We start from the raw sequence: 26,470 nt of genomic DNA on the forward strand, positions 1-26,470 counted from the left end.
CCTTTCGCGGCATCCGCAAGCGGGCGGGAGGAAGCCGCTTCCTTCCGCCCTGCATCGGAACGCTAGTTATCTTTGGCGATTTCGGCCTCGACTTCCTTCTGCAAGGCGTCCAGCGCCGCCTTCGGATCCTTGTTCGCGGTCATGACCGATTCCTCGGCCTTCGCAGCCCGGTCCCAATAATACTGCTGAACCGGAATAACGGGCGTGATCTGCGCATTCGGGCTTCCGAGCAGTTCGACGAACGTTTTCCTGGCCGGAATTTCATTGATGAAATCCTGGTAAGCCGGTTTCTCCGTAATGGTCGGCGAAGGCGGAATCCAGCCGCCCTTGGTCAGCATTTGAGCAGCCCAATCCTCGTTGTGGTAGCCGGTCAGCCACAGGATGAATTCCCACGCTTCCTTCGGATGCTTGGCCTTCTCGGGGATGATATTGAAGTTGCCGTTCACCCAGGTTGCGTTCTGTTTGCCCGAGTCTTCGGGGTAAGGGAGCGGCATAATGCCGTACTTCAAATCCGGCGCGTAGTTCTTCAGATCCTCGAGCCGCCACATGCCGTCCATGGCGAAGACTTGTTTGCCGCTGAGGAACGGCCACGCCGAATTCACGTTGGACGACATGCTCTTGTTGAAGGCGGCTACTTTCTTCGGATCGAACTTCTTGGCGTACGACTGGAACCATTCCAGCGTCTTCAAGTTATTCGGATCGTTCGCCGTCGGATTTCCTTCCTCATCCGCCCACTTCCCGCCGAACGACGGGGACCACATCGTCAGGCCGCCGGGCATATAGCCGATACGCTCAATGAATCCGCGGCTGTCCGTCTTCCATAATTTATCCTGCATGGCGTCAAGCGCTTCGATCGTCTGAGGCGGGTTCTCCGCATCGAATCCTTCTTCCGTCAAAACATCCTTGTTGTAGTACATGGCGAACGTATTCATCGAGAATGGAATCGCATACATATGCCCGTTATATTTGCCGATATCCCGCACGGTCGGATACATCCAATTCTCGATATCCGGCGCGTCCGTCTGGATGTACGGGTCGAGCGAGGCGATGGCCCCCTTCTTCGCCCACGACGGAATAATCTGGTTCCACTGGGTCATGACATCCGGCGGATCGCCTCCGGCCTGCGCGGTGAGAAACTTGGCGTTGGCATCCCCGGTAATGGAGAGCGCCGTCACGTGGATGCCCGGATGCGACTTGTTGAATTCGTCGACGAGACTATCGATCAGCTTCTTCCAATCGCTCGTCCACATATGCCAGTATGTAACTTCGACAACCTTCCCGTCCCCTTTGTTCCCGGCGTCGGCAGCGTTCGCCGCGTCGGCGGCGTTCGCGGCATTGGCGGCGTTGGCGGCGTTCTGCGCGTCTTCCGTCTTCGCGTTCGTGCCGGACGACGAACAGGCGATTAAACCGACGGACATGGTGGTAATGATAGAAGTCACGATCAAGCCTTTACGTTTCATAATCATCGATCTACACCTCCGGTATCGTCTATCTTTCTCCCCCGTAGAACACCCAGCGGGCGGAACTTCTGAATACGAGCAGGGTGACGGCCATAATGAGCAGGAATAAGATCCAGGCCATGGCCGAGGCAAGCCCCATGTGGAAGTACGAGAAAGCGTTCTTGTACAGATACAGCGAGTAGAACAAGGTAGAGTCGTTCGGGCCGCCGGACGTAATGATATACGCCTGCGTGAAATACTGGAACGATCCGATCAGCCCCATGATGAGGTTGAAGAAAATGACCGGGCTGATCATCGGCAGCGTGATATAGACGATCTTGTGCCACCAGACGGCCCCGTCGATTTGCGCGGACTCGTACATCTCCTGCGGGATATCCTGCAGACCGGCCAGGTAGATGATCATCGAGCCGCCGACGCCCCACAGTCCCATGACGATCAGGGCGGGCTTGGACCATGACGGATCGACAAGCCATCCCGGGCCGGCCAAGCCGACGGCGTTCAGCATGCTGTTGATCAGTCCGAACTGCGGATCGAACAGCCACAGCCAGAGGACGGAGGACGCCACCACCGGAACGATGCTGGGCAAATAGAAGATCGTTCTGTAGACGACCATCCCTTTGATCTTGATATTCAGCAGCAGCGCCAGGGCAACGCCGCAGACGATGCCGAGCGGAACCGCGAAGGCGGTATAGTAGATCGTGTTGACAATCGATTTCCAAAACAAAACGTCCTGAAACAACTGCGAGAAATTGCCGACGCCTACCCAGTCAGGCGAGCTTACCGCATCGTAGTTCGTGAAACTGTAATACAACGATAGGAGAAAAGGAAGCAATGAGAACACGGCAAATCCAATCAGCCACGGCGACACGAAGAGCAAGCCGTTCCTCAAGTTTCTCCTCGTCATGCTGCTCATCTTGCCGGCGGTCGAGCGGACGTGCACGGCCTCTCCGATCTCTGTCCTTGCGCTTGTCAAGCGGTCACCTCCCGGGAATCACTCGTTTAAGCGGTTACATTACGGCACGACGGACGTCATCTTCTTAATCGATCGCCCCCATTCCTGTCCTGAATTTCACTGGCATGGTTATTTTACCCAGCATCCGGTTGATGCGTATTTATAAATAAACGGACAGTCTTTGTAAAAAAAAGCACTTCAATCTCCGTCGCCGTATCTATGGTCTTGCCGCCATACGGACGGCGAGGAGCCCGTCTCCTTCTGAAACCAGGCCGAAAAGGCGTGGATGCTGGGAAACCCGACTTGCTGGGCGATATGCTGAATATGGTGATCCGACAGCTCGAGCATCGTCTTCGCCTCCGACATGCGGTACTGCTGCAAATATTGCTTGGGCGACAGGCCATAGGCCTTCTTGAACGCGATGCGCAATCCGCTCTCGGACATATTCATCATCCGCGCCAGCTCGGAAATCCGTATTTCCTTGTCGATGTTGGAACGAATATACGCCGCGATCGTATCGAGCGTGACCCGGTTGTCCCGGTTCTCTACGCATTCCAAGAGGAACAGCAGGAACAGCTGAACCCATGTCCGCACGAACTGGTTAAATAGCTTCGTCGGGCGGACGGACGAGAAATGCACCCAGATGCCGAACAGCTTCTCATAGCGTTCCAGCGCATAGTACGCCAGCGGAAACAAGCAAAGCGATTGTTCGTTGGTGAGCTGCATGAAGAGCTGCCGAAGCTCGATCGACAACGGGTCGACCTGCAGGACGGCGAAGCGGATCGGCGTATTGGAGCTGAAATCGTGAGGCACCCCGGGATGAATCAGAATGGCGTCCCCCTGCTGGATCGAATAGTACCGGTCCTCCGTGTAAACCGCGCCGCACCCCAGCATCACGACGACGATCTCGAAATGCGGATGCTGGTGCATCCCCATCTTCCAGCCGGACGGGTGGTTAACGACCGCGGTGTAAAGCGATGGCATCTCAATCAAAATATCCCTCCGTTTTCACGTTTTTTTTGCAATCGATGATGAACAACCCCCCTCTATCCAAATAACCGCAATGAAACCATATATTAACTGCTCGTAAACGTCCCGTAAACGTATTGCGCACAGCAAAAAGACGTGCGAGGCTTGGTCGCGGCAAGCCTTGCACGTCTCTATGGGCGAAATCCTTGTCGTTATGTTCTGCCTTGCACCAGCGCCGGTACGTCCAGCAAATCTTCGACGACCGCGTCGGCCTGCGCAAGCTCGTCCTCCTGCGCGAAATCGAAGCGGCAGCCGATCGCGAGCAGCCCGTTGCCCTTGGCGGCCCGAATATCGGTGAGCCTGTCGCCGACGACGGCGGCTTGACCGATGGCGTATTTGCGCAGGATATGAGCGATTAGGTCGGTCTTATCCTCCGATTGAATCTGCTGGATGCTGAACGTCTCCGTCACCCAACGGTCCAGCTCGTACTGGCTGACGATCGCTTGCAAATATTCGCGCTGCCCGTTGCTGGCGATGAAGAGCGGGCAGCCCGCCTGTTTCAATGCTTCGAGCATTTCATAGACATGCGGGTATAGCGCGCCCCGGCCGCCATGAATGTTGGCGATCAGCTTGTCGTGGAAATAGTCGTTGGCGTCGCGCCTGATGTCGTCCGTATGATCCGGCATCAGCGTCTCCCATACGACGGACAGCGTAGCCCCCATAATTCTCCGATATTGCTCTATCGGCGTGATGCCCGACCATTCCTGGCGGGACGTCAAATAGGCGAACGTTTCGTCGAGCGACATCTCCAGGATCATATTGGTTTGAAACAGCGTTCCATCCATATCGAAAATTACTGCTGGCGGCATATGTACCTCTCCTATCTCCCAATGCGCATTTTGTCCAGTATACGGGTAATGCTGCGATTCAGGCAATGATAGGTTTGCCGTCGCTGCGGCCAATTTAAGCTTAACGGCGGACGCCGTGCATCCCGAATAAAAAGCGGACACAGCATTAACGGGCAGGAGATAATGATGGATCGCTCAGTATAGACCGTTTGAGCATGAGTCGTCGGAAGCTGCTGAGAAGGTTCGTCAGCTCGAAAAGCTCCTCAAAGATAAAGAACAGGAAGCCCGCCAAAAAGAAAAAGAAAACGAAGATTTAAAAGAAGAGCTGGCGATCCTAAAAAAGGCGCTGCACATCTTCGGCAAGGAACGGAATTAAGGTTCCGATTCATCGAAGATCATCGCTCCGAGTTTCGAGTGGAGAAGATGTGCAAGGTGTTAGACGTATCGCGGAGCGGCTTCTACAAATGGAAGCATGCAGTACCGAGTCCGCGACAACTGCGTAAAGAGCGGGTGATGGAACGAATTCGTTATCATTTCGAAGAGAACTCCCGACGTTACGGCAGCCCGAGAATCACCAAAATACTGCATGCGGAAGGCTTGGTCATCACAGAACGCACAGTGGGCATCTACATGCGTGAAATGGGACTGCGCTCGTGCGTCGCAAAGAAATGAAGCTTCGCTCTATGGTCTCTTTTCGTTCGCGGTACAGCCGTTTACCGGATTGGCTGAGCCGGTGGCGCTTCGCCGGCGTGTCATGGATTGCTGTGACCGTTTCGACGAACCAGCCGGCTTCATGACAGCTGGTTCACGGTGCGTTCAATGATGCAAGGAGGCGGACAGGAGATCCGCTATTCGCTTCTTTATCACGTGTTTTCGCGTGCTCGCGGACAGGGGATCCGTTATATCGGCTGACTAGCCTATTTTCGATGTCATTCGGAGACATTAACGGATCCTGTGTCCGTGCGCTCCTCCAAAAGCCCGATTTCGCCACAATAACGGATCCTCTGTCCGTTAGACTTAGAAGGGGGATCCTTTCCTTTCCTTTCCTTTCCTTTCCGTACATGCGACATAGGCTAGGCGGCGTCGACCTTCGCACATTTGGGAGGCTAGCTATACACCTTCTGGCGAGCCGAGCCGAATTTCCTTCGCCTGGCCGTCCCACTCCACGCCGAAGCCGCTGACCTCCGACAGGCTTCGCAACGGCAGCATGACGGTCGGCCCGATCAGCTTGGCCGCCGTCATCGTCTGGACGGAGCCGTTCACTTCGACGATGCCTTCGAACGGCTTCACGATCATCGTTCTCTTCCCGATCACGGCCGCTGCGGTCTTGCTGGCGTCATCCCACGTCACCTGCGCGCCCAGCAATTCGAACACTTCCCGCATCGGAATGAACACATGCGCGTCCGCGAGCAGGAGCGGCTGTGCCAAGGCCACCGTCCGGCCGTTCAACAGCAATTTCCCCGCATACTGCCGTGAGACCGAATACCCGTGCTGCGCCGCAATGTCTTCGAACGAGAGCTTCGACGTCGTAATGATGACGCTCGTGCCGAGCTCGATCTGCGGGAACAGCCAGTGAATCTCGTCGTTCTTCATCCGAATGCAGCCCGCGCTGACATATTTGCCGATGGATTTGACGTTGTTGTTGCCATGAATGGCGTACGTCGTCCCTTCCGTCCCGTTCACTTCCAGTCCCAGCCACCGGTCGCCCAGCGGATTGCGGGGATCGCCTCCGGGGATATGCTCCTTGTAATACGGTCTGTTCTTAATCTTATTGACGATCTTGAAGCTTCCTTCGGGCGTCAAGTCGCTCGTCTTGCCGGTCGCGACGGAGAAGGTCTTGATCAGCTCCCCGTCCTTGAAGAACGCCAGCTGGTTCGTCTTCTTGTTAACGATAATGAGCTCGTTCGAGCTCGCCATGGCGCTCGCGCTCGGCAGGAACGGTCCGTTCCACAACAGGGCAAACGCGGCAAACAGGCAGATGACGTGCAAACGATACCGTTTCAAACCCAAACGACCTCCCATGCATCATGAACGATAATTTAATCTATGACGCGGACAGGCGCGATGATCACTTTGATTTCGCGTTATGTGCCTTCATGCTCCCAGCGATGGCTTCCTGGCACGCGGATAGCAAGAAGGGCCCTGCATATCGCAAGGCCCCCCGCCTGAACTGCCTGTTCCGTACAGCCCCTTAATTCGTTATAATCAGATCCCCGAACTGCGCCGGATCTTTGCCGCTGGCAATGCCGCCCATATAGGACAGCCAGCCTTTGCGGCCGCTGCCGTCGCTGTCGTTCACGACGAACGACAGGCCGATGTCCTTCGTTCCGGCGTACGCCGAAGGCATAATGTCGGCCCACGCGAACGCAAGCGTATACGTCGTCGTCTTGTTCGGTTCGTCCCGCTTCACGAAGCCGTGGCTGCGCGTCAGCAGCTGGCCGTAGGACAATCCGAGCGCCGGATAATCCGTCCGGTCGACCGCGATGCCGTACGCGCCGGTCGACGAGTTAAGCGCCGCCGTGAAGCTGAGATGCGGGCCGCCGGAGACGATACCGGACGCGCGGGCAGGGTCGATCGACACTTGCAGGCTGTCGCCCGCCCAAGCGTCGACGATGTTGGCGGACGTCATGGAATGGGTATCGTCCTTCACTTGCACGGCAAGATAGAGGTAGTCGTCGTCCCACTTCACTTTGGCCGTCGCGCTCTGATCGTTGACGCCGCCCCATGTGCCGGATGCCTGCGACGCTTGATCGAGCGCGATATCCGCCGCTCCCGTCCATTCGCTCGCATGGATCGTGCCGTCGATCGTGATCGCGGATGCCGCTTTCGGCGCCGACAGGCCGCTGATCGGCCGTGCAATGTCGAACGAGAACCCGTCCGGCAGCGCCGCATGGAACGCATACGATGCCGTCGCGTAGCTGTCGAGCGCCGGCACGGTGAAGACGGCCGTGCCCGAGCCGCTGCCGCTGACCGAGGCGATCGTCTGCGTCTGCGTCCAGCCGCTTGGCCCCGTGGCCGTCACGACGATATTCGAGAGCGGCGCGGAAGACAGGTTGTTGTACTTGAAGTTCAGATTGTAACCCCCCGAAGCGTTGAGCGAAGGGGAGATGGCCGTGCTGTAAAGCCCCTTCGTCGTGAACGATACGTTCTTCGTCGGATACGCCGTGCCGCCCGATACCGGCGTTATGCCGATCGTGCCCTGGAACTGCTGGAAGCTCGACGGCACGTTCAGGACGATCGTGTCCTTGGCATGGCCCGAAGCGAACGAACCGCCCGAAGCGACCGTCCAGCCCGTCGGCAAGGTCAGGTTATACGTGCCGGACAGCGCCTGCGCCGCGGCATCGCGCTGGATATCGATCGCGACCGTGCCGCCGATCGGCGCGCTCACATCGTCGAACAGCGGCGTGAAGCCGGTGTTCTGCACCTGGAACACCCGCACCCAGTCGACGTACATTTCCGCCGTGCTGCCGTAGCGGTCGAAGCCGCCGCGGTAGGAGTCGGCGTCGCTCTGCCGGAACGCATTGTTGATCATGAAGTAGTTGCCGACCGTCCAGCTGCGATCCAGCGTCGGATGCGACGAATTCGGAATGTATTGGTCATCCAGATAGTAGTAAGTCGTGTCTTGCGTGATCAGCATGCCGTACGTGTGCCAGCCCTCGGCCAGGTTGATGCCGCTGCCCAGGCTGTCCGTGCTTACGGAGCCGCCGGTATGGATGCCGCCGTACCCGTCGCCCCACGTATGGTGGTTGAACGTCGACGTCGTCGGATTGCCGCCCATGTATGCTTCGAGCACGTCAAGCTCGTCGTTGCCGGGACGTCCGTTCGGATCGTTCGGCGTCAGCGTCCAGAATGCCGGCCACAGGCCCGGATTCGGAGGCAGGAACAGCCGTGTTTCGAAATATTGCGCGGAGCCCGGCTGCGTGACGAAGCCCGAACCGTCGGTGCCCATCGAGGCAAGGAAGCCGGTCGTGTACTTCTGGCCCCAGTTCGGCTCGATCTGGGTACCCCAATCCTTCGTCTCGATCTTCATGTAGTCCGAGCCGACGATGGAGAACGGGCTGTAATTGCTCACCGCGCTGCCGTACGAGTAGTTCGGCGGCGTGAACTTCGCGTCGCCGTATTCCGGCCAGCCGCTGGGATCCGGCTTGGCTGCCGCGTACTGCGCCGCGCCTGCCCCGGTATACGAAATCGTCGGCAGCGCCGTAAAGTCGTCCAGGTACACTTGCTGCATGGTCAATCCGTGGGCGGCGATCGCCGCGGGAACCGTGCCGCGCGTATTGCCCGGCCCGCCGTCCCATGCCGTCGAGCCCGCGTTATTCATCAGCTGCAGGTAGCTGTCGTCGGATTCGCCCGCGGCGTTCCAGGCCCGGATATGGATCGCGACCGGTCCTTTCGGGAAGTCCGCGGCGTTGAACGTGAAAGTGCCTTTGCCGCTGTCGTTCTGGTCGAGCGCGATGTTGGGCGACGTGAGCGATTTCATGTAGCCGTAAGCGTTCGTATGCGCCGCGTCCGGCGCATGCAGCGATTCGGCGCTTGCGCTCGTGAAGCCCGGCGCGTAGAACGTCACGTTGACGGAGCTGCCGTTGACGTCCGAGTAGTAAGCCGGACTCGTCACGTTGATCAGCTTGAATTTATAAGGGCTTGTGCCGCCGCCCGCGCTCGGCGTGTACTCGAACGCCTTGATCAGCGCATACGCGCTGCCGGAGACCGATTTGCCGGCTACTTTCACCGAGAGGGTATGGGAACCCGCCGGAAGCGAAGCTTCCTCGTACACCTTGACCGAATCCTGCCAGGTCGCGCCGTACGTGTCGATCGTATCTTCCAGCAAGCCGTCCAGGTAGAGCTTCACGATGCCGCCCTGCTGCTGCTTCGTCATGTAGAGCGCGATGGACGTGCCCGTGAAGCGGAAATCCATCGATTCGTTCGCATTATCCGCGTTGTCGTACATCCACGACCAGTTGTCGCTCCACCAGCCCGCGCCGTTGAACGCGAACTCGGGCTCTGCCGCGCTGGTGGTCCATGCGCCGGCATGCGGATTGCTGTCCGCGTTCACGACGACCTTGTTCGGATCGGTACCCGGATCAGTTCCTGGATCGGTGCCGGGATCCGTCGACGCCGTGCCGTAATCGAACGCCTTGACCAGAATATACGCGTCGCCCGCGATCGACTTGCCCGCGACTTCGACTGTAATCGAATGGGCGCCCTGCGTCAGCCCCGTCAGCTCGTAGACGTTCGCCGATTCGATCCAATACGGATTGACCGTATCCACCGTCGTCTTCAGCGCGCCGTCGACATAGATGTTCGCTTTGCCGCCCTGCGTGTGCTTCGTCATATACAGCCGGATGGAATTGCCCGTGAAGTTGAACTGCACCGCGTCGTTCGCATTCGCCGCGTTGTCGTACATCCACGACCAGCCGTCGCTCCACCAGCCCGTGCCGGTGAACGCGAATGCGGTCTGCGCCGCGTTGGCGCTCCATTGCCCGCTGCCTGGCACCGCGTTCTTGTCGACCACCGTATGGCCGGCTGCCGGCGCCGGCGGCGGGTCGTAATTATCCGGCGGCTGCGTGCCGTAATCGAATGCCTTGATCAGCACGTAAGCATCGGTTGCGATCGACTTGCCGGTCACCTCGACCGTGATGGAATGGGTTCCCTGCGTCAGGTCCTTCTCGAACACCATCGCCGATTCCACCCAGCCCGCCGACGCCGTGTCGACCGTCGTCTGCAGCACGTCGTCGACGTAGATGTTCGCCTTGCCGCCCAAGTTATGCTTCGTCATGTACAGCTTGATGGAATTGCCGGTGAAAGCGAACTTCACCGCGTCGTTCGTATTCGCGACGTTGTCGTACATCCACGACCAGGCATCGCTCCACCAGCCCGTGCCGGTGAACTGGAAAGCCGTCTGCGCCGCGTTGCCCGTCCATTGGCCGCCGTTCGGCACCGCCGCCGCATCCACGAGCGTATGGTTCGCCGCGGCTGCCGGCGGCGGCGTCAAGTCGGCGGACGGCGGCGTGCCGTACACGAACGACTTGATCAGCACGTACGCATCCGTCGCGACGGACTTGCCCGCCACTTCGACCTTCAGCGTATGGGCGCCCATCGACAGTCCCGTCTGCTCGAAGACATTGGCCGATTCGACCCAGGTCGGATTGACCGTGTCGACGGTCGTCTTCAACGCGTCGTCCACATAAATGTTCACGATGCCGCCATGATCGTGCTTGGTCATGTTCAGCGCCACGTAATCGCCCGTGAAATGAAACGTGACCGCCTCGTTCGCGTTCGCGACGTTGTCGTACATCCATGACCACGCGTCGCTCCACCACATCGAGCCGGTGAACGTGAACGCCGTTTGGGTCGTATTGCCGGTCCATTGGCCGGCATACGGAACGGCCGCCGCGTCTACGGTCGTCAGAATCTCGCCGGGCAGCGGGTCGGCTGCGGCCGTGCGGACGGTTCCGGGGAAAAGCCCGGCAATCAGAAGCACGGCGGCAAGCAGCAGCGACGTCCATTTGGCTATCGGTTTGTTATTCATCCCATCCTCCTACTCCGCATTGAAATCGATTTCGCTTCACGCCCGTCCGCCATTGCCTTGCGCATGGCAAGGCCGCTGATAACGGACGGCGGCACAACCCCGATACGATATCTCCTCCTTTCGGCAGCGGGACGAATGCCCCAATGTCGAGAAGATCGTATCACTGGCATGGTGCTGCGGATACGGGACAGAAATCCGATTTCTATGGCAGAAGCAGCATTTTGCGAAGGACGCATGGCGGATTCCGCCGGCGCCGCTTGGCCGCAAGCGATACGCTGCTGTCGATGCGCCAATGTCGGTGCATCATTGTCGGTGCATCCTTGTCGATGCGCCATTGTCGATGCGCGAAGTAGAACTCTCTCGTTAGCCATTGCGAGATTGCTTCAATTTCCCCCTATACTCGTTCGGCGTTTTGCCGGTATGCTTCTTGAACACTTCGGAGAAGTAAGCCGGATCGGAATACCCGACCATCTCCACGATCTCGTACACTTTGTAGCTGTTGTCGAGCATCAGCTCCTTCGCTTTGTTCATGCGAACGGCCGTTAAATATCTCAGGAACCGCTCGCCCGCGTTCTTGAACAGCAAGGACAAATGCCCGGTCGAAATAAACACGTGGTCCGCCACTTCCTTCAACGTCAAGCTCCGGCCGTAGTTGGCCCGCATGTACCGCTTCGCTTCCACGAGAATAATGCTGTCCCGGGAGGCGGCATCCGGCTCCGCGCCGGCGTCTTCCTCGCCCGCCGCTTCCCCGGTGTCCGGCTCCCATACCGGATCGTCCTCCACCATGCGCGGGGACGCGGTATACACGGCGCCTTCCTCCGTGTTGCCGGCCAGCGCCGACTTCGCGGCTTGCATCGACCGGCAGACGGCGGACGGGCTCGCGACCGTCGTCCCGATGCCGACGGAGAACGTCGACTTGAACAGGCCGACGTACCGGTGCAGCTGGCAGACAATCGCCCGGAAATGCTGCCGGTCGCCGCCGGTGGACAGCAAATAGACCTCCAAATCCGCTTTATCGACCAGATGATAGCCGTATTGCTGCGAGTCCCAGAGGTCCGTCATGATATTGTCCAGCGAGAAGGTGAGCAAATTGCGTTCCCGCTCCGGAATGCGCTGCCCGTGAATGGCCAGCCGGTCCAGCCGGATGACCGCCGCCGTATAAGTTCCCGACTCCAGCAGCACTTCGCTCTCCGCGCTGTCCTGCTCCAGCCCCTCGCCCTGCAGCGGGTACTCGAACAGCCGGCCGAGGAAATTGTCCCGCAGCACTTTCGTCAGCTGGCTCGCCTTGCGCGTCAATACTTCCAGCCGGTGCCGGTGCAGCTTCTGCTCGTCCAGCCGGGCCGTCAGGCGCTTCATCGTACCGGCCAGCTCCAAGAAGGAGACGGGCTTGAGCAAATAATCGACCACGCCGTTCTGCGTCGCTTTCTGCGCATAACCGAAATCGCTGTGGCCCGATAAGACAATGATTTTCATATAAGGATAATTGCGGTGCAGCGACTCCATTAATGCAATCCCGTCCATGAACGGCATTCGGATGTCCGTCATGACGATATCGACCGGATGGGCCGACAGGAATTGAAGCGCTTCCAAACCATGGATGCAGCAACCGGCGACCTCGATCCCCAGCTCCCCCCATTTCCAACCGGCAAGCCCGTCGCGTATCACTTTCTCGTCGTCAACAATCAATAGCTGATACATGCCAGATCGTCCCCCCGAGCGGATAGTGAAACTTATCCTATTCTGATGTGAACAAAACGGCGACGTCGCCGTCGCCGCTTGTCTTCTTTATGATAAAGCGGGATTTCAAGCGTTGTCCATACTTGCGTACGGTCCGGCTTCGCCGGCCGCTCCCCATGCCTTGTTCGGACGATCGCCCATCTTCAGCGTCAGCACGCCTCCGGCGGCCGCATCCTCGTGGCGGATGCGCGGCTCGGTCAGCGGCACGCCGTTCATGGCCGCGGCCTGCACGTACTTGTTGCGCTCGGACACGCCTTCCGCGACGATCGTGAACGTCCTGCCGCCGCCAAGGGCGATTTCCGTCCGCTCGAACAGCGGGCTGCCGATCTCGTAGCTCGCCTTGCCCGGGCAAACCGGATAGAAGCCCATCGCGCTGAACACATACCACGACGACATCGCGCCGTTATCCTCGTCGCCGCAAATGCCGGTCGGCGTCGCCTGGTACCAGAGCTTCATGATCTCGCGCAGACGGCGCTGGGTTTTCCAAGGCGATGCGGTGTAATTGTACAGGTACGGAATATGGAAGGCCGGCTCGTTGCCTTGGCAGTATTGGCCGATCAGGCCGGTCGCATCCGGGAATTGCCCGAGGAAACGGTATTTCGAGTCGCCGTACTGCTCCGTGAAGAGCGCGTCCAGCCGCTCCTCGAACTTCGCCGGTCCGCCCATCAGCTCGATCAGCCCCTCGATGTCGTGCTGCACGTGGAAGCTGTAGATCCAGGCGTTGCATTCGGAGAAATAATCCCGTCCGCCCAGCCCGCCGCCGTACTTCGGATCGAACGATTCGACCCATTCGCCGTCGGCCGATCTCGGCGACATGAATCCGTTCGCCTCGTTGTACAGCTTGCGGTAATTCTGCGAGCGGCGCATGAAGTACGCATAGTCGTCCATATGGCCAAGCTCGCGCGCCAGCTGCGCGATGCACCAGTCGTCGTACGCGTGCTCCAGCGTCACGGCCACGGATTGCCGGCGCTCGAAGCCGTCCACTTCCGCCACCCATTCCGTCTCGCCCGGACGCAGCGCCGGAACGTAGCCATGCTCCAAATAATGGCGGTCCAGCTCCGTCAACGGACCGTGCACCCAAGGGAGCATCGTGATTTCCGTCGCGTTGACCTTCATCGCCTCGTACGCTTTGGCCACGTCGAAATTCCGATAGCCTTTGACATACGCATCGTAGATGAGCGCGGCGCTGTGGTTGCCCGTCATGACCGGCAGATCGCCCTGCACGAACGGGAACTGCGGCAGCCAGCCGGATTGCTCGTACATGCGGACGTACGATTGGATCATGTCCTGCTTCCGTTCCGGGTCGAGCAGCTGCTGCAGCGGGTGCAGGCAGCGGTATGTATCCCAGATGTTGTCCGTCACGTAGAAGCCGCGTTCGCCGCTCTCGTGGATCTGACGGTCGTAGCCGCTGTAATACCGGCCGTCCTCGGCGATATCGCTCATATTGATCAGCGACCGGTACAGCGAGGTGTAGAAAATGGCGCGCTGCTCCTCCGAGCCGCCGGTCACCTCGATCCGGCTGAGCGCGTCCTGCCATATGTCGCGGGCCGCCTGCTTCGTCTGCTCGAACGAGCGTCCTTCCAGCTCGCCGCTCAGATTGGCCTGCGCCTGAACCCCGTCGATGTACGAGATGCCCGCGCGAACCTCGAGCAAGCCTTCCTTCGCGGCCGCCCGGAGCATGCAGCCGGCATCGCGTTCCGACCGCCAATCGCCGATCCGTTCGACCGGCTGCGAGAAGACGAGATACGTGAAGTGCGGAACGTCGTGCAGCGTGGCCTGGATCAGCGCCGAGCGCTCGGATAGGAGCGTCAGGCTGCCGTTCGCCGGAAACCCGACCGACAGGCAGGCCGCCGACGGATTCGGATAGCGGAAACGGTAATGCGCGGATCGGCGGGCCGCCGTCATTTCCGCTTCGATGCCCTCGTCCTCCAGCAGCACGCCGTAGGCGTAAGGCGTCGCCTGCTCCAGGTCGTGATCGTACTGCGACGAGAGCGAAGCCGGGTCGGCCGGCGCGGTATCCTGCGTCGGCATCAGGAAGCCGCAGCCGGCCGGGAAGCCGAATATCCGGTCGGCCAAATAGGTATCCTTAATTCCCGGCGTCGTAATCGGCGCCAGCTTGATCATGCCGTGCGGCAATGTAACGGTGGGCGAAGTCGAAGTAAGCAGGTGGCCGATCGTACCGATCAGCGGATTTACATAATCAACGGCAAGCATGGAATCCCTCCAAATCATCAGTCCATTCCTATTGTAGCAAGGCCGAATGGCCGGCTAAATATGACAAACCTCCAAAACATACGGGTATTCCTATGCTTCTTGTCCGCATAATGACCTGGACGCTTCGGCCGTGTGCTTCCTGCTAGTGACTAAGTCCCTCCCGCTAGCGTTCGGCCGGCGCCTACTGCGCATCCGCCGCACAGCGGAAACCGATGTTGCCCGAGGAGCTGTCCGGCGTATTCGAACTGCGCGCCGCCACCCGGTACCGGTTGCAGTACGACTTGTGGCAGAGATAGGATCCGCCGCGCATGACCCGGTTCGTGCCTCGGGCGGGGCCTTGCGGGTTCGTCCCGCTGCCGGGCGCCTGGGCGGGCCGGGGCGTGAACCAGTCGCCGCACCACTCCCACACGTTCCCTACCATGTTGTACATACCATAGCCGTTCGGAAGGAACGCATCCACCGGCGCGGTACCGGCATAGCCATCGGACGCGTTGTTCTTCTCCGGGAACTTGCCCTGCCAGATGTTGCAGCGGTACTCCCCGCCCGGCTTCAGCAGATCGCCCCACGGATAGCGTTTCTGGATGAGGCCGCCCCGCGCGGCGTACTCCCACTCCGCTTCCGTCGGCAGCCGTTTGCCCGCCCACTTCGCATAGACTTCGGCGTCGTGCCACGAGACGTGGACGACGGGATGATCGAGCCGATCGTCGATGCCGGTTCCCTCGCCTTCCGGCTTGCGCCAGCTCGCGCCGTCGATGGCCAGCCACCAAGGCACGCCGGGGGCCGGTCTGGCGCCGGCTCTCGCCGCTTCGGGTACGAACAGGTGAAACACGAACGACCAGCCGAACCGTTCCGCTTCGGTAACGTACCCGGTTGCTTCCGCGAAAGCGGCGAATTCGGCATTCGTCACGGCGCAGGCGTCCATATAGAAGGGCGACAGCACGACCGGACGAACCGGGCCTTCGCCGTCTTTGGGGAACCCCTCCTCGTCGTCCGTCCCCATCAGAAACTCCCCGCCTGCCAAATAAACCATGCCGCTTAAGGGCTGCCGCTTGCCGCTGGCGCCGATCTCAAGCGACGCCCCCCGCGCCGTCTCGCCGGCTCCTTGCGCCGCTGCGCCCGGCGCCGTCCTGGACGCCGAACAGCAGCAGGACGGCGCATGCCCGGATGCTCCCTGTTCACTCATCGTATCGAATCTCCTTTCATTGCATGCCGTCTGCCGAGAACGCCAAAAAGAGACATGCCAGAGACGGTTGAATCCCTGAGCATGTCTCCAGCGTTCTGTCGACAAACGGCTTCGATGGGAATGAATTGGAATGAATAATTCCAACAAATTCACTTGGTTATGCCATATGTGTTGAATCATACCCGTCCTGCCGTAGCCTGTCAACCTCGCTTACTCAAAAAAGAGAAAATGCGTCGGCACCGCCCGCGCCTGGCCGTCCGACGGATGATTCACGATACGCCCGCCGAAGACGAGCGTCGAAGAGCCCCCGCCGTCCAGATTATAACCGTCGATCGCGCCGTACCGCTGCAAGAGCAGCTGCATCTCCTGAAGCGTCGCGCCGGAGCCGCCCTTCTCCGAATACCCGTCGGCGACGAGAAAGAGCAGCTGATCGTCCTTGTAGTTGGCGATGACCGTCCGCGGGGCGCGCAGCGGGCTCGTCTGCCACTTCAAGGGAATCGGCTGCAGCCGGCCGCCTTGCAGCAGTACCGGCACGAAGGACGCGCCGAACCGCGGCTTCTCGCTGTCGAGCTGCGCCTTGCTCGCGTACTTGCCTCCGATCAGCTCCAGCTTGTCGTTCAGCCCGACGAAGAACAAGTCCTTGAACGACGGTTCGAAGCCGTTCAAGTAGCTGCCGTTCATCACCGTCGTGCTGAGCGGATACCGTTTGCCTCCCTGATCGGCGAAGCCGCCCGCGTTGACCCCGGCGATCGCGCCATAGCGTCTGGCGGCCGACAGCGTCGTCTCCGCCCCGCCGTTCTTGTCCTGCCCGAGCACCATCTTCATGGCATCGGGCGTCTTGAGCTTGACCTTGAGCGCGTACCCGTTGAAGTGCTCCGCATGAATCGCGAACAGCTGCGCCCGGATGTTGCCGGATTCGATCTGCTGCGCCGGCGCGCCGAGCTTCAGCGTGATGCGGCGATCATAGATCCGGTAAGGCTTGCCGGCCTGCGCGGCGGCGATCGTCTCGATGGCGTCCATGCTGCTGGCCGTCTCCTGGTAGAGCGCTATCGACTTCTTGAGCGTCTTGGTCGTGCCGAGCGCCGTCTGCTTCGCCTGATCCAGGCCCTCGGTCAGCTTCATCGCCCCCTCCGGCACGTTCGCCTGCGTCAGGGCGAGCTGCGGGAACGCGCTGTCCGGCAGCGTCAGCGACATATTCGCGGCCAGCAGCCATATGGCCAGCCCGATGAACGGCGCGCATGTCAACAGACAGAGCCGGTTGATTCGCTTAACGGTCAGCGTCATTTCAGCACGTCCAAACTTTGCTGCAGCTCGGCCAGCTTCTTCTTGACCTCGCTCAGCTGCGAGAATAGCTTATTGCTGTTGTCCGTCTTGGAATTGGCATTATCCTTCGTAAATTGCAGCAGCTCGTTGAGCGCGTCAACCTTGCCCTGCACCTTGTTCAGCTCGTCCGTGAATTGACTCTGCATCTGCTTCAGCTGCGCATCGTAACTTTGCTGCATCGCGGTAATCTGCGACGCCGTCTGCGCGCCGATGTCCTGGGTCAGCTTCTCTTTCACCTGGCCGGTATACCATACGGCAGCGATCACGCCGCAGCCGATCAAGATCACCCACACGGCAAGAAACAACGGGACGGACGGCTTCGATTTGCGAGCCGCTCGTTCAGCCGAACGGTGCGCCTGTGTCTGGACGTTCGTTTCCATGCTCTGAATCTCTCCTCTTACCCTCTCTTGCGGTTCACTCCGTTAACCTATTTAGGTCTACTATTCTACCACAATTACGAGGGCAAGAAACAGAATACGAGCAATTTCGCCCAAAAATTGGCAAAATTCGACCCGACTATCATCAATCAAGCCTTCCCTGCCCGATACGACAAAGGCCGCCCCTGTCCGGTCGGACAGGAGCGGCCCTGTGAGCGCGCTTGTAGACGTATCGCTTATCGCGTGTATCAGGAAGACCGCAGCGCGAGCATGCGATACAGGAAAACCGCCGCTTCCGCGCGGTTCGTCGAATTGCCCGGCTCGATGCCGGCGGATCCGCCCTTCACGAGGCCCGCCTTCGCCAGCGAAGCAATGGCGTGTCTGGCATAATCGGCGATGCGGCCTTGGTCGGCGAAGCCGCCCAGCTCTTTGCCCGTCGGCTCCGGCAGCGCCTTGCCGACCGCGCGCAGCGTGCGGTCGATCAGCACCATCAAGTCCTGCCGCGATATGGCCGCCTCAGGCTTGAAGCCCGTCCCGTCGCCGGTGGCGATGCCGAGCGATTTCGCCGTGGCGATCGCATCCGCGTAGTATTTGCCTTTCGGGACGTCGGCGAAGCTGCCCGCGTCCTTCTGCGGCTTAAGACCGAACGCCCGCACGAGCATCAGCATGAAGTCGCCCCGTTTCACCGGGAGGGCGGGCTCGAATTTGCCGTTGCCCGTTCCGGCGACGATGCCGCGGTCGGCCAGGTAGCGGATCGCTTCCGCCGCCCAGGACCACTTGGTTCCGATATCGCTGAATCCGGCCGCCGCCTGTACCGTTACCGAGACGACGGGATGCAGCGTTGTCATGGCCAGTTTCGAATCGACCAGCTTCAAATCCTTGACGGCAATCTTGGCCGCGCCGCTGCCGATCGCCGTGAAGGTGAACGAAGCCAGCACCGCGCTGCCGCTGACGCCGGCATTCTTGCCGATCTGGGTATGGGCGAAGCGCACCGCGCCGTCCGTCAAGATCGGTTCGGTCGACATGCCGGCGATGCTGCTCTCCGCTCCCTTGAAGCGAAGCTTGCCGGCATCGTAGCCGAGCGTCACGTCGAAGGCGTAGACATCGGCAAGATTTTTCCCTTTCAGCACGACCTTGAGCTCGCTGCCTGACGCCGTCGACGCGGCGGCCGGCTCCAGCGTGAAGGTCTGAACCGCGGCCGCGCGGGCCGGCACCAGTCCCTGAGCGGCGAGCAGCAAGCCAATTAGAAATCCGAACAACAATTTACGCGACATCCGATCGCACTTCCTTCCTTGATCCGTAACTTCTTGCCGAGCGCTGCCGATTGAAAGCAAGCAGACCGTCATCCGACGTACATACGGCTTGGACGATGAGAGACAAGACGGAAAGGAAGGCCCGAGAGCCTTCCTCCGTGTTCATGCCAATAAGATGCGTTAATCCGAATAAAGAAGCGTTATTCTTCGAGCCAGCCGTCGAGAATCATGCGGGCGACCGCGGCCAGCGAACGGATCGTAATTTCGCCGTCGTCGAAGATGTCGGCAGCGGCAATCGCCGACCAGCCTTCGTCCGCGGAAGTCTTGCCGAAGTATTTCACGACAAGCGACAAATCCTTGACGGTAATGCTCGTTTCGCCCGGCACCAGCGTGATCAGCGAGGTCAGGAACGTCTGTACCGCGCCGTTCAGGTCGGTGACGGCCTGATTCACTTGGCCTTGCGTTGCCGAACCGCTATTCTTGACGGCCGTTGCAGTGCCGATGGCCGTCTGCAGCGCAGCCTTCGAACCGACCGCGTACTTGCCGAGCTTCGTGCCCTCCACGGCGGCGTCGAGCTTGCTTTGCGCCGCTGCGATGGCAGCGATCAGGGCAGTCTTGTCGGCGTTGCTGATCACGATCTTCTTCGCGTTGAATGCCGTTACCGCGTTCGCGAGCGCCGTAGCGGCCGCGTTCACGTCGTCCTGCGTAGCTGCAGCATTGTCTCTCACTGCCGCCGCGCTGTCGATGGCCGTTTGCAGCTCCGCTTTGGCGCCGGCTTGGTAGTTGCCGTTCGCCGTGCCTTCGACCGCGTTGTCGTGCAGGCTTTGGGCGTCGGCGATCGCTTGGCTGAGCGCGCTCTTGTCGGTGTTGCCGATCGCGATGCTCGCCGAAGCGGAAGCCGTGTCTACAGGGATCGGATTACCGCCGTTGACGACCGAGAAATCCGTCAGCCCAACGGAGGTCGCGCCGACCGTTGCATCCCCCTTGACGGAGCCGTGAAGCACCAGCAGGTCGCCGTCGGCCTGGACGCTGCCGTTCGCGCCTTCGCTCGCCATCAGGATGCGGATCTGGCCAAGCTCCGGTTTAACGGCCGTTCCCAGCACGTGGAACCGTTCCTTCAAGGAAGCGATGGCGCTGTCGGCCAAGCTGAGCTTGCCGTTCTCGTCGCTTTCGGTCGCGAACGTCACTTTAGCCGGATCGTAATGCACGATCAAGTCGGCTAGCGAGAACGGATCGCTTACGCCGGCAATGCCGACTTGCAGATCGATCGGCTGTCCGACGAAGGCCGATGCCGGCCCGGCAATCGTGGCGTGCAGCGAACCCGCAGGCTCTTGCGGCTGCAGCGATTGCGCGGACGACAGGATCAAATCGCCGAACTTGAGCGGATCCTTGCCGCTCGAGATGCCGTCCATGTAGGCCAGCCAGCCTTCGCGGCCCGCGCCGTCGTTGTCGTTGACGAGCACGGAGATGCCGAGGTCGGTCAAATCCGCCGCCGCCGGCTTGCGGGCGTCGGTCAGAATGCTGCTCCACGGGAAGGCGACCACGTAATTCGTCAAGTGATTCGCTTCGTCGCGGGTGAATTTATACTTGATGTCGTTCAGGTTGCCGGTCGTGACCGGTCCCCAGGTTTCGTTGCCCAGCGCGGATGCGCCGGTCGTCGCGTTCAGCGACGCGATGAAGCGCGGATGGTTGTCGCTCGATGCCGTTCTGCCCGGACGTTCAGGGTCGAACGAGACCTGCAGGCTGTCCGAGCCCCAGGAGCCGTATACGTCGGCCGCGTCCATGCTGTGCACGTCGTCGGTCACTTTAACGGCCAGGTAGAGATAGTTGTCGTCCCACTTCACGTATTGATCGGCCGACCGGTCGCTTGCGCTGTACGGTTTGCCTTCCGTCGAAGTGGACTGCTGCTCGCCCAGATGGATGACTTGCGAGCCTGACCATGCATCCGCATCGATCGTGCCGTTAAGGGCGCCCTCGACGAGGATCGGATGTTCCGGATCGACCCGCGTCGCCGTCAGGTCGCTGATGTCCTTGTCGAACGAACGGTCGTAGCCGTCCGCGTTCGTGACATGGAACGTGAAATGCGTGCGGCTGTCGGCCGACAGCATCGCGGCCGGAATCGTCACGTATTGCGTTGTTCCGCCGGCGATGTCGCCGAAGCTGTAATCGCCCGCCGCGGCTGCAGGCGCCTCCACCTGTACGGTGCCTCCGGCAACGGTGCCCGAGTCATGTTTGTTCGTGAGCGCGACTTTGACGTTCCAGCCGTCCTTCGCCGCGTTCTGCACCGGATAGATCTCGACGCCGATCGAATCGTCCGTGTTCTTCGTCTGCACGGTCAGCGTCTTGTAGCTCGTGCCGCCTGCAACGGGCGTAATCTTCAGGTCGTATGTGTACTTCGCATAATTATCCGGCACGTGCAGCACGAGCGTGTCTTTCGACTGGCCGGCGCTGAACGAGCCGCCGGAAACGATCGACCAGCCTTCCGGCATTTGAACCTGGTACGTGCCTTCCAGCGCTTTGGCGCCGTCGGTTACGCGGTTGATATCAAGGCTCAAGTCTTGGCCCGGCGTAACGTCGACCGGAGCGAACGCCGCCGTGTCGAAAATCGGGTTCGATTGGTTTTGCGGTTGTTCGTATACGCGCACCCAGTCGATGTACATGTCGGATTGATCGCCGTAGCGGTCGAATCCGTAGCCCGGCGGGAACGCGTCGGTTTGCGTCATGGCGTTGTTGATCAGGAAGTAGCTGCCTTTGCGCCACGACAGCGGCAATGTTTTCTGCTTGTAAACTTCCTTGTTGTCGAAGTAGTACGTCGTGTAATCTTCCTGGACCAGCACGCCGTACGTATGGAAGCCCATCGAGATATTGCCGGCGTCGCTGCCGATCAGATCGACCGTGTTGACTCCCTTGCCGCCGCCGTCAAGGTTCTCGTAGCCCCATGGATGGGTCGCGATCGAGTAACCCGAAACGTTCGGCGGGTATGCCTCGATGACGTCGAGCTCGTCGGTCGCGTCGTCGTGCACGCCGGTCAACGTCCAGAAAGCCGGCCATTGGCCCGGGTTGGCGCCGACGAAGAAGCGAGCTTCCAAGTATTGATCCGTGTAGCCCTTCGTCTTGAAGCCTACGCCGTCATCGCCGACGGAGCTGAGGAAGCCCGTCGTGTAGTGACGTTGGTAGCCGTCCACGCTGGCAGGCAGCGGATCCTCGTAATATTTGGTCTTGATCTTCAAGTAATCTTCGACTTGGTCGAACGGATCGTATGCCGTTCCCTTGCTCGCGAACAAGGCGTTGCCGTAATCGCCGTAGTCCGGCTTATGGGAAGCGTACGTCGTGCGCTGGCCTTGGCCGTCGATGCCCGTCTTCGAGATCGTCGGCATCGTCTTGTAATCGTCCTGGAACGTCACTTCCATGCCCAGGCCGTTCAGCTGCGACGGCATCGGCGCGCTCTCCAGGCCCATGTTCCAATCCACGCCGCCCGTGTTGTAGAACTGGAAGTAATCCTCGATCGTCGTCGTGCCGTTCGCCTTCGTTGCCGTTACTTTCACGGCGACCGGACCGTGCGGGAATTGATCGGCGTCGAACGTGATCGAGCCTTTGCCGTCGCCGTCCAGCGTGACGTCGGCCAGCTTGACGATATAGCCGGATGCGTCCGTATGCCCGGCGTCAGGCTGATGCAGCATATAGCCTTTGGCGGTCGTGTAACCGCCCTTCGCGGTGAAGTTCAGCGTCGTCTCGCCTGTGATATCGGCGCGGTATGCCGGCGACTGCAGCGTCACCAGGTCGGGCAGCGCGATCTTCGGCGCCACGATGGCTACCGTCTGGGTCGCATACTTCACGCCATTCACGATCGGCGCGATTTTGATCGTTCCGTTCGGCAGCGCATAGGCCGCCGGTACGCTCACGACGATCGTGTCGCTCGCGCTGCCGGCCGAGAACGTGCCGCCCGAGACGACGGACCAGTTCGTGTCCGGGAACGTCACTTCGTACGTGCCGGCCATCGCTTGCGCGTTCTCGTCGCGCGCAATCGTGATGCTGGCTTCCTCGCCCTGCACGACGTTCAGCGAAGCCGGCGCCGTGAAGCCGGGAACGACCGCGTTCGGGTCGTACACGTACTCGAAGCCTTCGATAACGGAGGTATCCCGGCCGCTGCCGCTCTCGGCCTTGACCTTCAGCTCCAGCTTATGCTGGCCGCCGCGCAGGCCGGTTTTCTCGAATACTTTGGCGTTCGAGACGGTATCGTCGGTTCTGGAATCGATCGTATTCTGGAATACGCCGTCCAGATAGACGTCCAGCAGACCGCCTTTATCATACGTGCGCATGAATACGGAAACCGCCGTGCCTTCGAAATTGAACGCGGCTACGTCGCCGTTGTTGTTGGCGTTGTCGTACATGTAGCCCCAGCTGTCATGCCACCAGCCGCCGGTCGTTTCGAAGTACGTCTTGCCTTGGGTCGACGTATCGAAGGTCGACCATGGGCCGCCGTCTCCGCCCGACGTGTTCTTATACGGATACGTCGACGCATCGACGCGGATCGTCTGCACTTCGTTCGACTTCACGTAATCGTACTCGAAGCCCTCGAGCGCGATCGATCCGCCGGCCCGCGTCACTTGCAGCTTGAGCACGTGCTGCCCCACAGGCAGATCGCTCTTGCTGAATACGCGGCGCTTGCCGCTGCTGCCGTTCGTGTCGACCGAAGCCTGCTTCACGCCGTCGAGATAGACGTCGAACGCGCCGCCGCCGTCGATATAACGCGCGTACAGCCCCACGGCGTCGCCTTCGAACGAGAACGTCAGCCATTGAGTCGGATCGGCCGTGATGTACATCCAGCTCCAGCTGTCCTTCCACCAGTTGCCGTTGAACGCGAAATAATCGTTCGGCTGCGAGCTGTGGTCGAAGGAGGTCCATGCGCCGTCCGTTCCGCCCGTGGCGTTCACGTACGGGTACGTGGACGAATCGACGGTGCGCTTCTCCCCGATGCCCGTAATGGCCGGCGCTTCCGGATCGTCGGGCGCCTGCACGGTCACCTTCATCGTCGCATAGGTCCCGTCGCTGCTCGTCGGCGTAATCGTGATCTGGCCGTTCTTGCTCGTGTAATTCGATGGAACCTTCAATTGAATCGTATCCGTGTAACGGTTGGTCGTGAACGATTGGGTCGTGGCCGATTGCCAATCATCGCCTGCCTTCACCTGCCATCCCGTTGTCGGGAAGGTCAGATTGTACGTGCCGAAGCGCGTGCCTGCGGCTCCGTTACGGTTAATGTCGATGCTGAACTCTTCATTCTTGCCCGCTTTAATGAACGTATCTTCCGTCCAGAATTTCGGTATGCTCGGATCTTCGAAATGGCGGAATTCGAAGCCCGCGATACGTAGGTAACGCGTAGTCGGGCTGTTCGCGCCCATGATCTTGAGGACATGGTCGCCGTCCGCAAGCCCGCTCTTCTCGAAGATGCGCACCGTCTGATCGGACGTCGCGTTCGTATCGATATGCGTCTGCAGCTCGCCGTCCAAATAAATGTCGCCTTCGCCGCACTCGGCACACTTCGTCATATCAAGCCCGATCGAGGTGCCGTTGAAGTTGAACTCCATGGCGGTCGAGGCGTTCTCGTTCACGTACATCCAGCTCCAGCCGTCGCGCCACCAGCCGCCGTCGATGAAGTTGAAGTACGATTCGAGGTTCGTGCTCGGGTCATACGACGCCCAAGATCCTTCTCCGCCACCGCTCGTATTGCGGTACGGATACGTGCTGGCGTCGACGCGGATCAGCTCGCCTTCCGCTCCCGTCGCGGTCGCCGTGACGACGATCGGGGCGTACGACGTATTGTCACTTGCCACCGGCGTGATCGTAATGTTCGACGTCGTGTCGTAGTCGTTCGGCACGAGGAACGTCAGCTTGTCGCTGCCCGATCCGGCCGCGAACGGCGCGTTGTACGTGCCGTTCATATCGACGAATTGGCCGTCGCTCATGATCTTCCAGCCCGCCGGCGCGTCGACGTGATAGCTGCCGGACAGCGCTGCGGCTTCGTCGTTGCGGCTTACGTTTACGCTTACGACGTCGCCCGAGAGCGCCTTGACCGACGAATCGCCTTCGAAGCGGGCCGTGCCCGGCGCGTCCTGGTAGACGCGAACCCAGTCGATGTACGTGTCGCTCTCGTTGCCGTAGCGCGTAAAGCCGTCCGGCACTTCGAAGTTCGCGAACGGATCCTGTCCGGCCTGCGCGTTGCCGTTGATGCCGTAGTGATCGGACAGCGCTGCGTTAAGAATGAAATAATTGCCGTATTGCCAGCTGAACGGCAATGTTTTGTGACGGGTCACTTCCACATTGTCGCAGTAGTAGTACGTCCAATCCTTCGTGATGTATACGCCCAGCGTATGGAAGCCCATGGCCAGGTTGATGTTATTGAACGCCGGCGTATCCAGATTGACTTGGTAGCCGCCGCCGAGCTTGCTTGCGTCGTAGCCCGCTGCCGCAGGCTTGTCGTAGCCCCATGGATGCCATGCGATTTGATAGCCGGATGGTGTGCCCATGTATCCTTCGAGAATGTCGAGCTCGTCGCTCGGCTGATTCGCCGCGTCCGGGTTCTGCGCGTAGCCGTTCGCCGTCAGCGTCCAGAACGCCGGCCACATGCCCGGGTTCGGACCGAAGAACATCCGCGCCTCGAAGTATTGGTTGCGTCCGCCGTCCGTATGGAAGCCGGTGCCCGCCTGGTTCATGGAGGACAGGTAGCCGGTGCTTACTTTCTGGTTCCAATAGTCGCTGCGGACGTACCCTGTCGGGTGGTAGGTCGTCGTCAGCTGCATGAACTCGTTATCGGCGATCGAGAACGGATTGTATGCGCCGTCGTAATCCTCGAACGCCGCCCAGCCGAACATGCCGCCGCGCGCTTCGTCGACCTTCGCCGAAGCGTATGTAGCGCCTATGCCTGTCTTATTGATCGACGGCATCGTCTTGAAATCGTCCGTATAGACGGTTTGCATGCCGTTCGTGACCGGATTGGCCGGGGCGTTCTCCAGTCCGCTGCGCCACTGCACGCCGACCTTGTTGTTCAGCTGCAGGTAGGCATTGTCGATTTCGCTGCCGCCCTGGAACACTTGAATGCGTACGGAAATCGGACCGTACGGATATTCGGAAGCCGGGAAATCGATGCTCCCGTGCCCGTCTTCGAGCGTTACGTCGCCGATCAGATCCTTCGTGCCGTTGCTGTTCGGGTTCAAATCGGCCGGTTGCTTCTGAGAATACACTTTCGCTGTCGTGCCGAGCTTGTTGTAGAATTCAATGGTGACGGTGTTGCTCGTAATGTCTGAACGATATGCAGGTGAAATGACAGACGTGATGCGATCTCCGTCGCTTGCCGCGGCCTGTACCGTCGCCGGCTTGCCGAGCCCGACGAAGGCCGACACAAGCAAGGAGAACGTCAACAATAACGCCATGGAACGATCGAGTCGTCGCCATCCGCGCGTAATCCTCATTTGGTTACCTCCCTGATTTCCATCGTTGTCTTCGCTTACGATAAACGCCCTTCATTGCCTTCTTGCAGCGTTGGCCTGGCTGTCGGCGTCAGACGTTCGGCGCTTGGCGCCTCGTGCTCATCCCTGGATGCTTGACCGAATTTATCCCCCTTCACAGCT

At 60.0% G+C, this 26,470-nt stretch carries 14 protein-coding genes; 1 reads left to right on the forward strand and 13 read right to left on the reverse strand.

Annotated features, from left to right (window positions below):
- Nucleotides 1-62 precede the first annotated feature (62 nt).
- The 4 genes from GXP70_RS24470 to GXP70_RS24485 form a co-directional block, all read right to left on the reverse strand.
- Nucleotides 63-1,466: an ABC transporter substrate-binding protein gene (locus tag GXP70_RS24470; protein ID WP_162359246.1), complete on the reverse strand. Its 1,404-nt coding sequence runs from the start codon at nt 1,464-1,466 to the stop codon at nt 63-65.
- Nucleotides 1,467-1,488: 22 nt separating this feature from the next.
- Nucleotides 1,489-2,433, reverse strand: coding sequence for a carbohydrate ABC transporter permease (locus tag GXP70_RS24475; RefSeq protein WP_225442541.1), 945 nt, complete (start codon nt 2,431-2,433; stop codon nt 1,489-1,491).
- 177 nt (nt 2,434-2,610) lie between these two features.
- Nucleotides 2,611-3,396: a helix-turn-helix domain-containing protein gene (locus tag GXP70_RS24480; RefSeq protein WP_225442900.1), complete on the reverse strand. Its 786-nt coding sequence runs from the start codon at nt 3,394-3,396 to the stop codon at nt 2,611-2,613.
- 197 nt (nt 3,397-3,593) lie between these two features.
- Complete coding sequence (locus GXP70_RS24485; RefSeq protein ID WP_162359248.1) at nt 3,594-4,250, reverse strand: HAD family hydrolase; 657 nt, start codon at nt 4,248-4,250, stop codon at nt 3,594-3,596.
- Between the two features lie 492 nt (nt 4,251-4,742).
- Here GXP70_RS24485 and GXP70_RS30370 point away from each other — a divergent pair, with 492 nt between their 5' ends.
- Complete coding sequence (locus tag GXP70_RS30370) at nt 4,743-4,901, forward strand: IS3 family transposase (RefSeq protein WP_225442901.1); 159 nt, start codon at nt 4,743-4,745, stop codon at nt 4,899-4,901.
- A 438-nt stretch (nt 4,902-5,339) separates the two neighbouring features.
- On the opposite strand, the gene GXP70_RS24495 is transcribed toward GXP70_RS30370, so the two are convergent.
- From GXP70_RS24495 to GXP70_RS24535, 9 genes are all read right to left on the reverse strand, one after another.
- Complete coding sequence (locus GXP70_RS24495) at nt 5,340-6,233, reverse strand: L,D-transpeptidase family protein (RefSeq protein ID WP_225442542.1); 894 nt, start codon at nt 6,231-6,233, stop codon at nt 5,340-5,342.
- A gap of 187 nt (nt 6,234-6,420) precedes the next feature.
- Nucleotides 6,421-10,758, reverse strand: coding sequence for a sugar-binding protein (locus GXP70_RS24500; protein WP_162359251.1), 4,338 nt, complete (start codon nt 10,756-10,758; stop codon nt 6,421-6,423).
- Between the two features lie 363 nt (nt 10,759-11,121).
- Nucleotides 11,122-12,456 (reverse strand): response regulator, encoded by a 1,335-nt coding sequence (locus GXP70_RS24505; RefSeq protein ID WP_162359252.1) that lies wholly within the window; start codon nt 12,454-12,456, stop codon nt 11,122-11,124.
- Between the two features lie 105 nt (nt 12,457-12,561).
- On the reverse strand, nt 12,562-14,709 hold the full coding sequence (locus tag GXP70_RS24510; RefSeq protein ID WP_162359253.1) for a GH92 family glycosyl hydrolase: 2,148 nt from the start codon (nt 14,707-14,709) through the stop codon (nt 12,562-12,564).
- Nucleotides 14,710-14,890: 181 nt separating this feature from the next.
- A complete protein-coding gene (locus GXP70_RS24515; RefSeq protein ID WP_162359254.1) occupies nt 14,891-15,892 on the reverse strand; it encodes a formylglycine-generating enzyme family protein in 1,002 nt (333 codons plus the stop codon).
- A gap of 210 nt (nt 15,893-16,102) precedes the next feature.
- The gene (locus GXP70_RS24520) at nt 16,103-17,176 is read right to left on the reverse strand and encodes a phosphodiester glycosidase family protein (protein ID WP_162359255.1); all 1,074 of its coding nucleotides are present in this window, start codon (nt 17,174-17,176) and stop codon (nt 16,103-16,105) included.
- The gene (locus GXP70_RS24525; RefSeq protein WP_192043389.1) at nt 17,173-17,595 is read right to left on the reverse strand and encodes a hypothetical protein; all 423 of its coding nucleotides are present in this window, start codon (nt 17,593-17,595) and stop codon (nt 17,173-17,175) included. The genes GXP70_RS24520 and GXP70_RS24525 overlap by 4 nt, the downstream gene beginning before the upstream one ends.
- 245 nt (nt 17,596-17,840) lie before the next feature.
- A complete protein-coding gene (locus GXP70_RS24530) occupies nt 17,841-18,866 on the reverse strand; it encodes an S-layer homology domain-containing protein (RefSeq protein ID WP_162359256.1) in 1,026 nt (341 codons plus the stop codon).
- Between the two features lie 179 nt (nt 18,867-19,045).
- Nucleotides 19,046-26,311 carry a sugar-binding protein gene (locus GXP70_RS24535; protein WP_162359257.1) on the reverse strand — a complete coding sequence of 2,422 codons (7,266 nt, stop codon included), beginning with the start codon at nt 26,309-26,311 and terminating at the stop codon, nt 19,046-19,048.
- Between the last annotated feature and the right edge of the window lie 159 nt (nt 26,312-26,470).

It is taken from the genome of Paenibacillus lycopersici (assembly GCF_010119935.1).
GTDB lineage: Bacteria > Bacillota > Bacilli > Paenibacillales > Paenibacillaceae > Paenibacillus_Z > Paenibacillus_Z lycopersici.

What these genes read in the sequence shown, in the direction of transcription:
- GXP70_RS24470 (WP_162359246.1), bottom strand. Translation starts at nt 1,466, where the DNA reads ATGATTATGAAACGTAAAGGCTTGATCGTGACTTCTATCATTACCACC.
- GXP70_RS24480 (WP_225442900.1), bottom strand. Translation starts at nt 3,396, where the DNA reads ATGCCATCGCTTTACACCGCGGTCGTTAACCACCCGTCCGGCTGGAAG.
- GXP70_RS24485 (WP_162359248.1), bottom strand. Translation starts at nt 4,250, where the DNA reads ATGCCGCCAGCAGTAATTTTCGATATGGATGGAACGCTGTTTCAAACC.
- GXP70_RS30370 (WP_225442901.1), top strand. Translation starts at nt 4,743, where the DNA reads ATGGAACGAATTCGTTATCATTTCGAAGAGAACTCCCGACGTTACGGC.
- GXP70_RS24500 (WP_162359251.1), bottom strand. Translation starts at nt 10,758, where the DNA reads ATGAATAACAAACCGATAGCCAAATGGACGTCGCTGCTGCTTGCCGCC.
- GXP70_RS24505 (WP_162359252.1), bottom strand. Translation starts at nt 12,456, where the DNA reads ATGTATCAGCTATTGATTGTTGACGACGAGAAAGTGATACGCGACGGG.
- GXP70_RS24510 (WP_162359253.1), bottom strand. Translation starts at nt 14,709, where the DNA reads ATGCTTGCCGTTGATTATGTAAATCCGCTGATCGGTACGATCGGCCAC.
- GXP70_RS24515 (WP_162359254.1), bottom strand. Translation starts at nt 15,892, where the DNA reads ATGAGTGAACAGGGAGCATCCGGGCATGCGCCGTCCTGCTGCTGTTCG.
- GXP70_RS24520 (WP_162359255.1), bottom strand. Translation starts at nt 17,176, where the DNA reads ATGACGCTGACCGTTAAGCGAATCAACCGGCTCTGTCTGTTGACATGC.
- GXP70_RS24525 (WP_192043389.1), bottom strand. Translation starts at nt 17,595, where the DNA reads ATGGAAACGAACGTCCAGACACAGGCGCACCGTTCGGCTGAACGAGCG.
- GXP70_RS24530 (WP_162359256.1), bottom strand. Translation starts at nt 18,866, where the DNA reads ATGTCGCGTAAATTGTTGTTCGGATTTCTAATTGGCTTGCTGCTCGCC.
- GXP70_RS24535 (WP_162359257.1), bottom strand. Translation starts at nt 26,311, where the DNA reads ATGAGGATTACGCGCGGATGGCGACGACTCGATCGTTCCATGGCGTTA.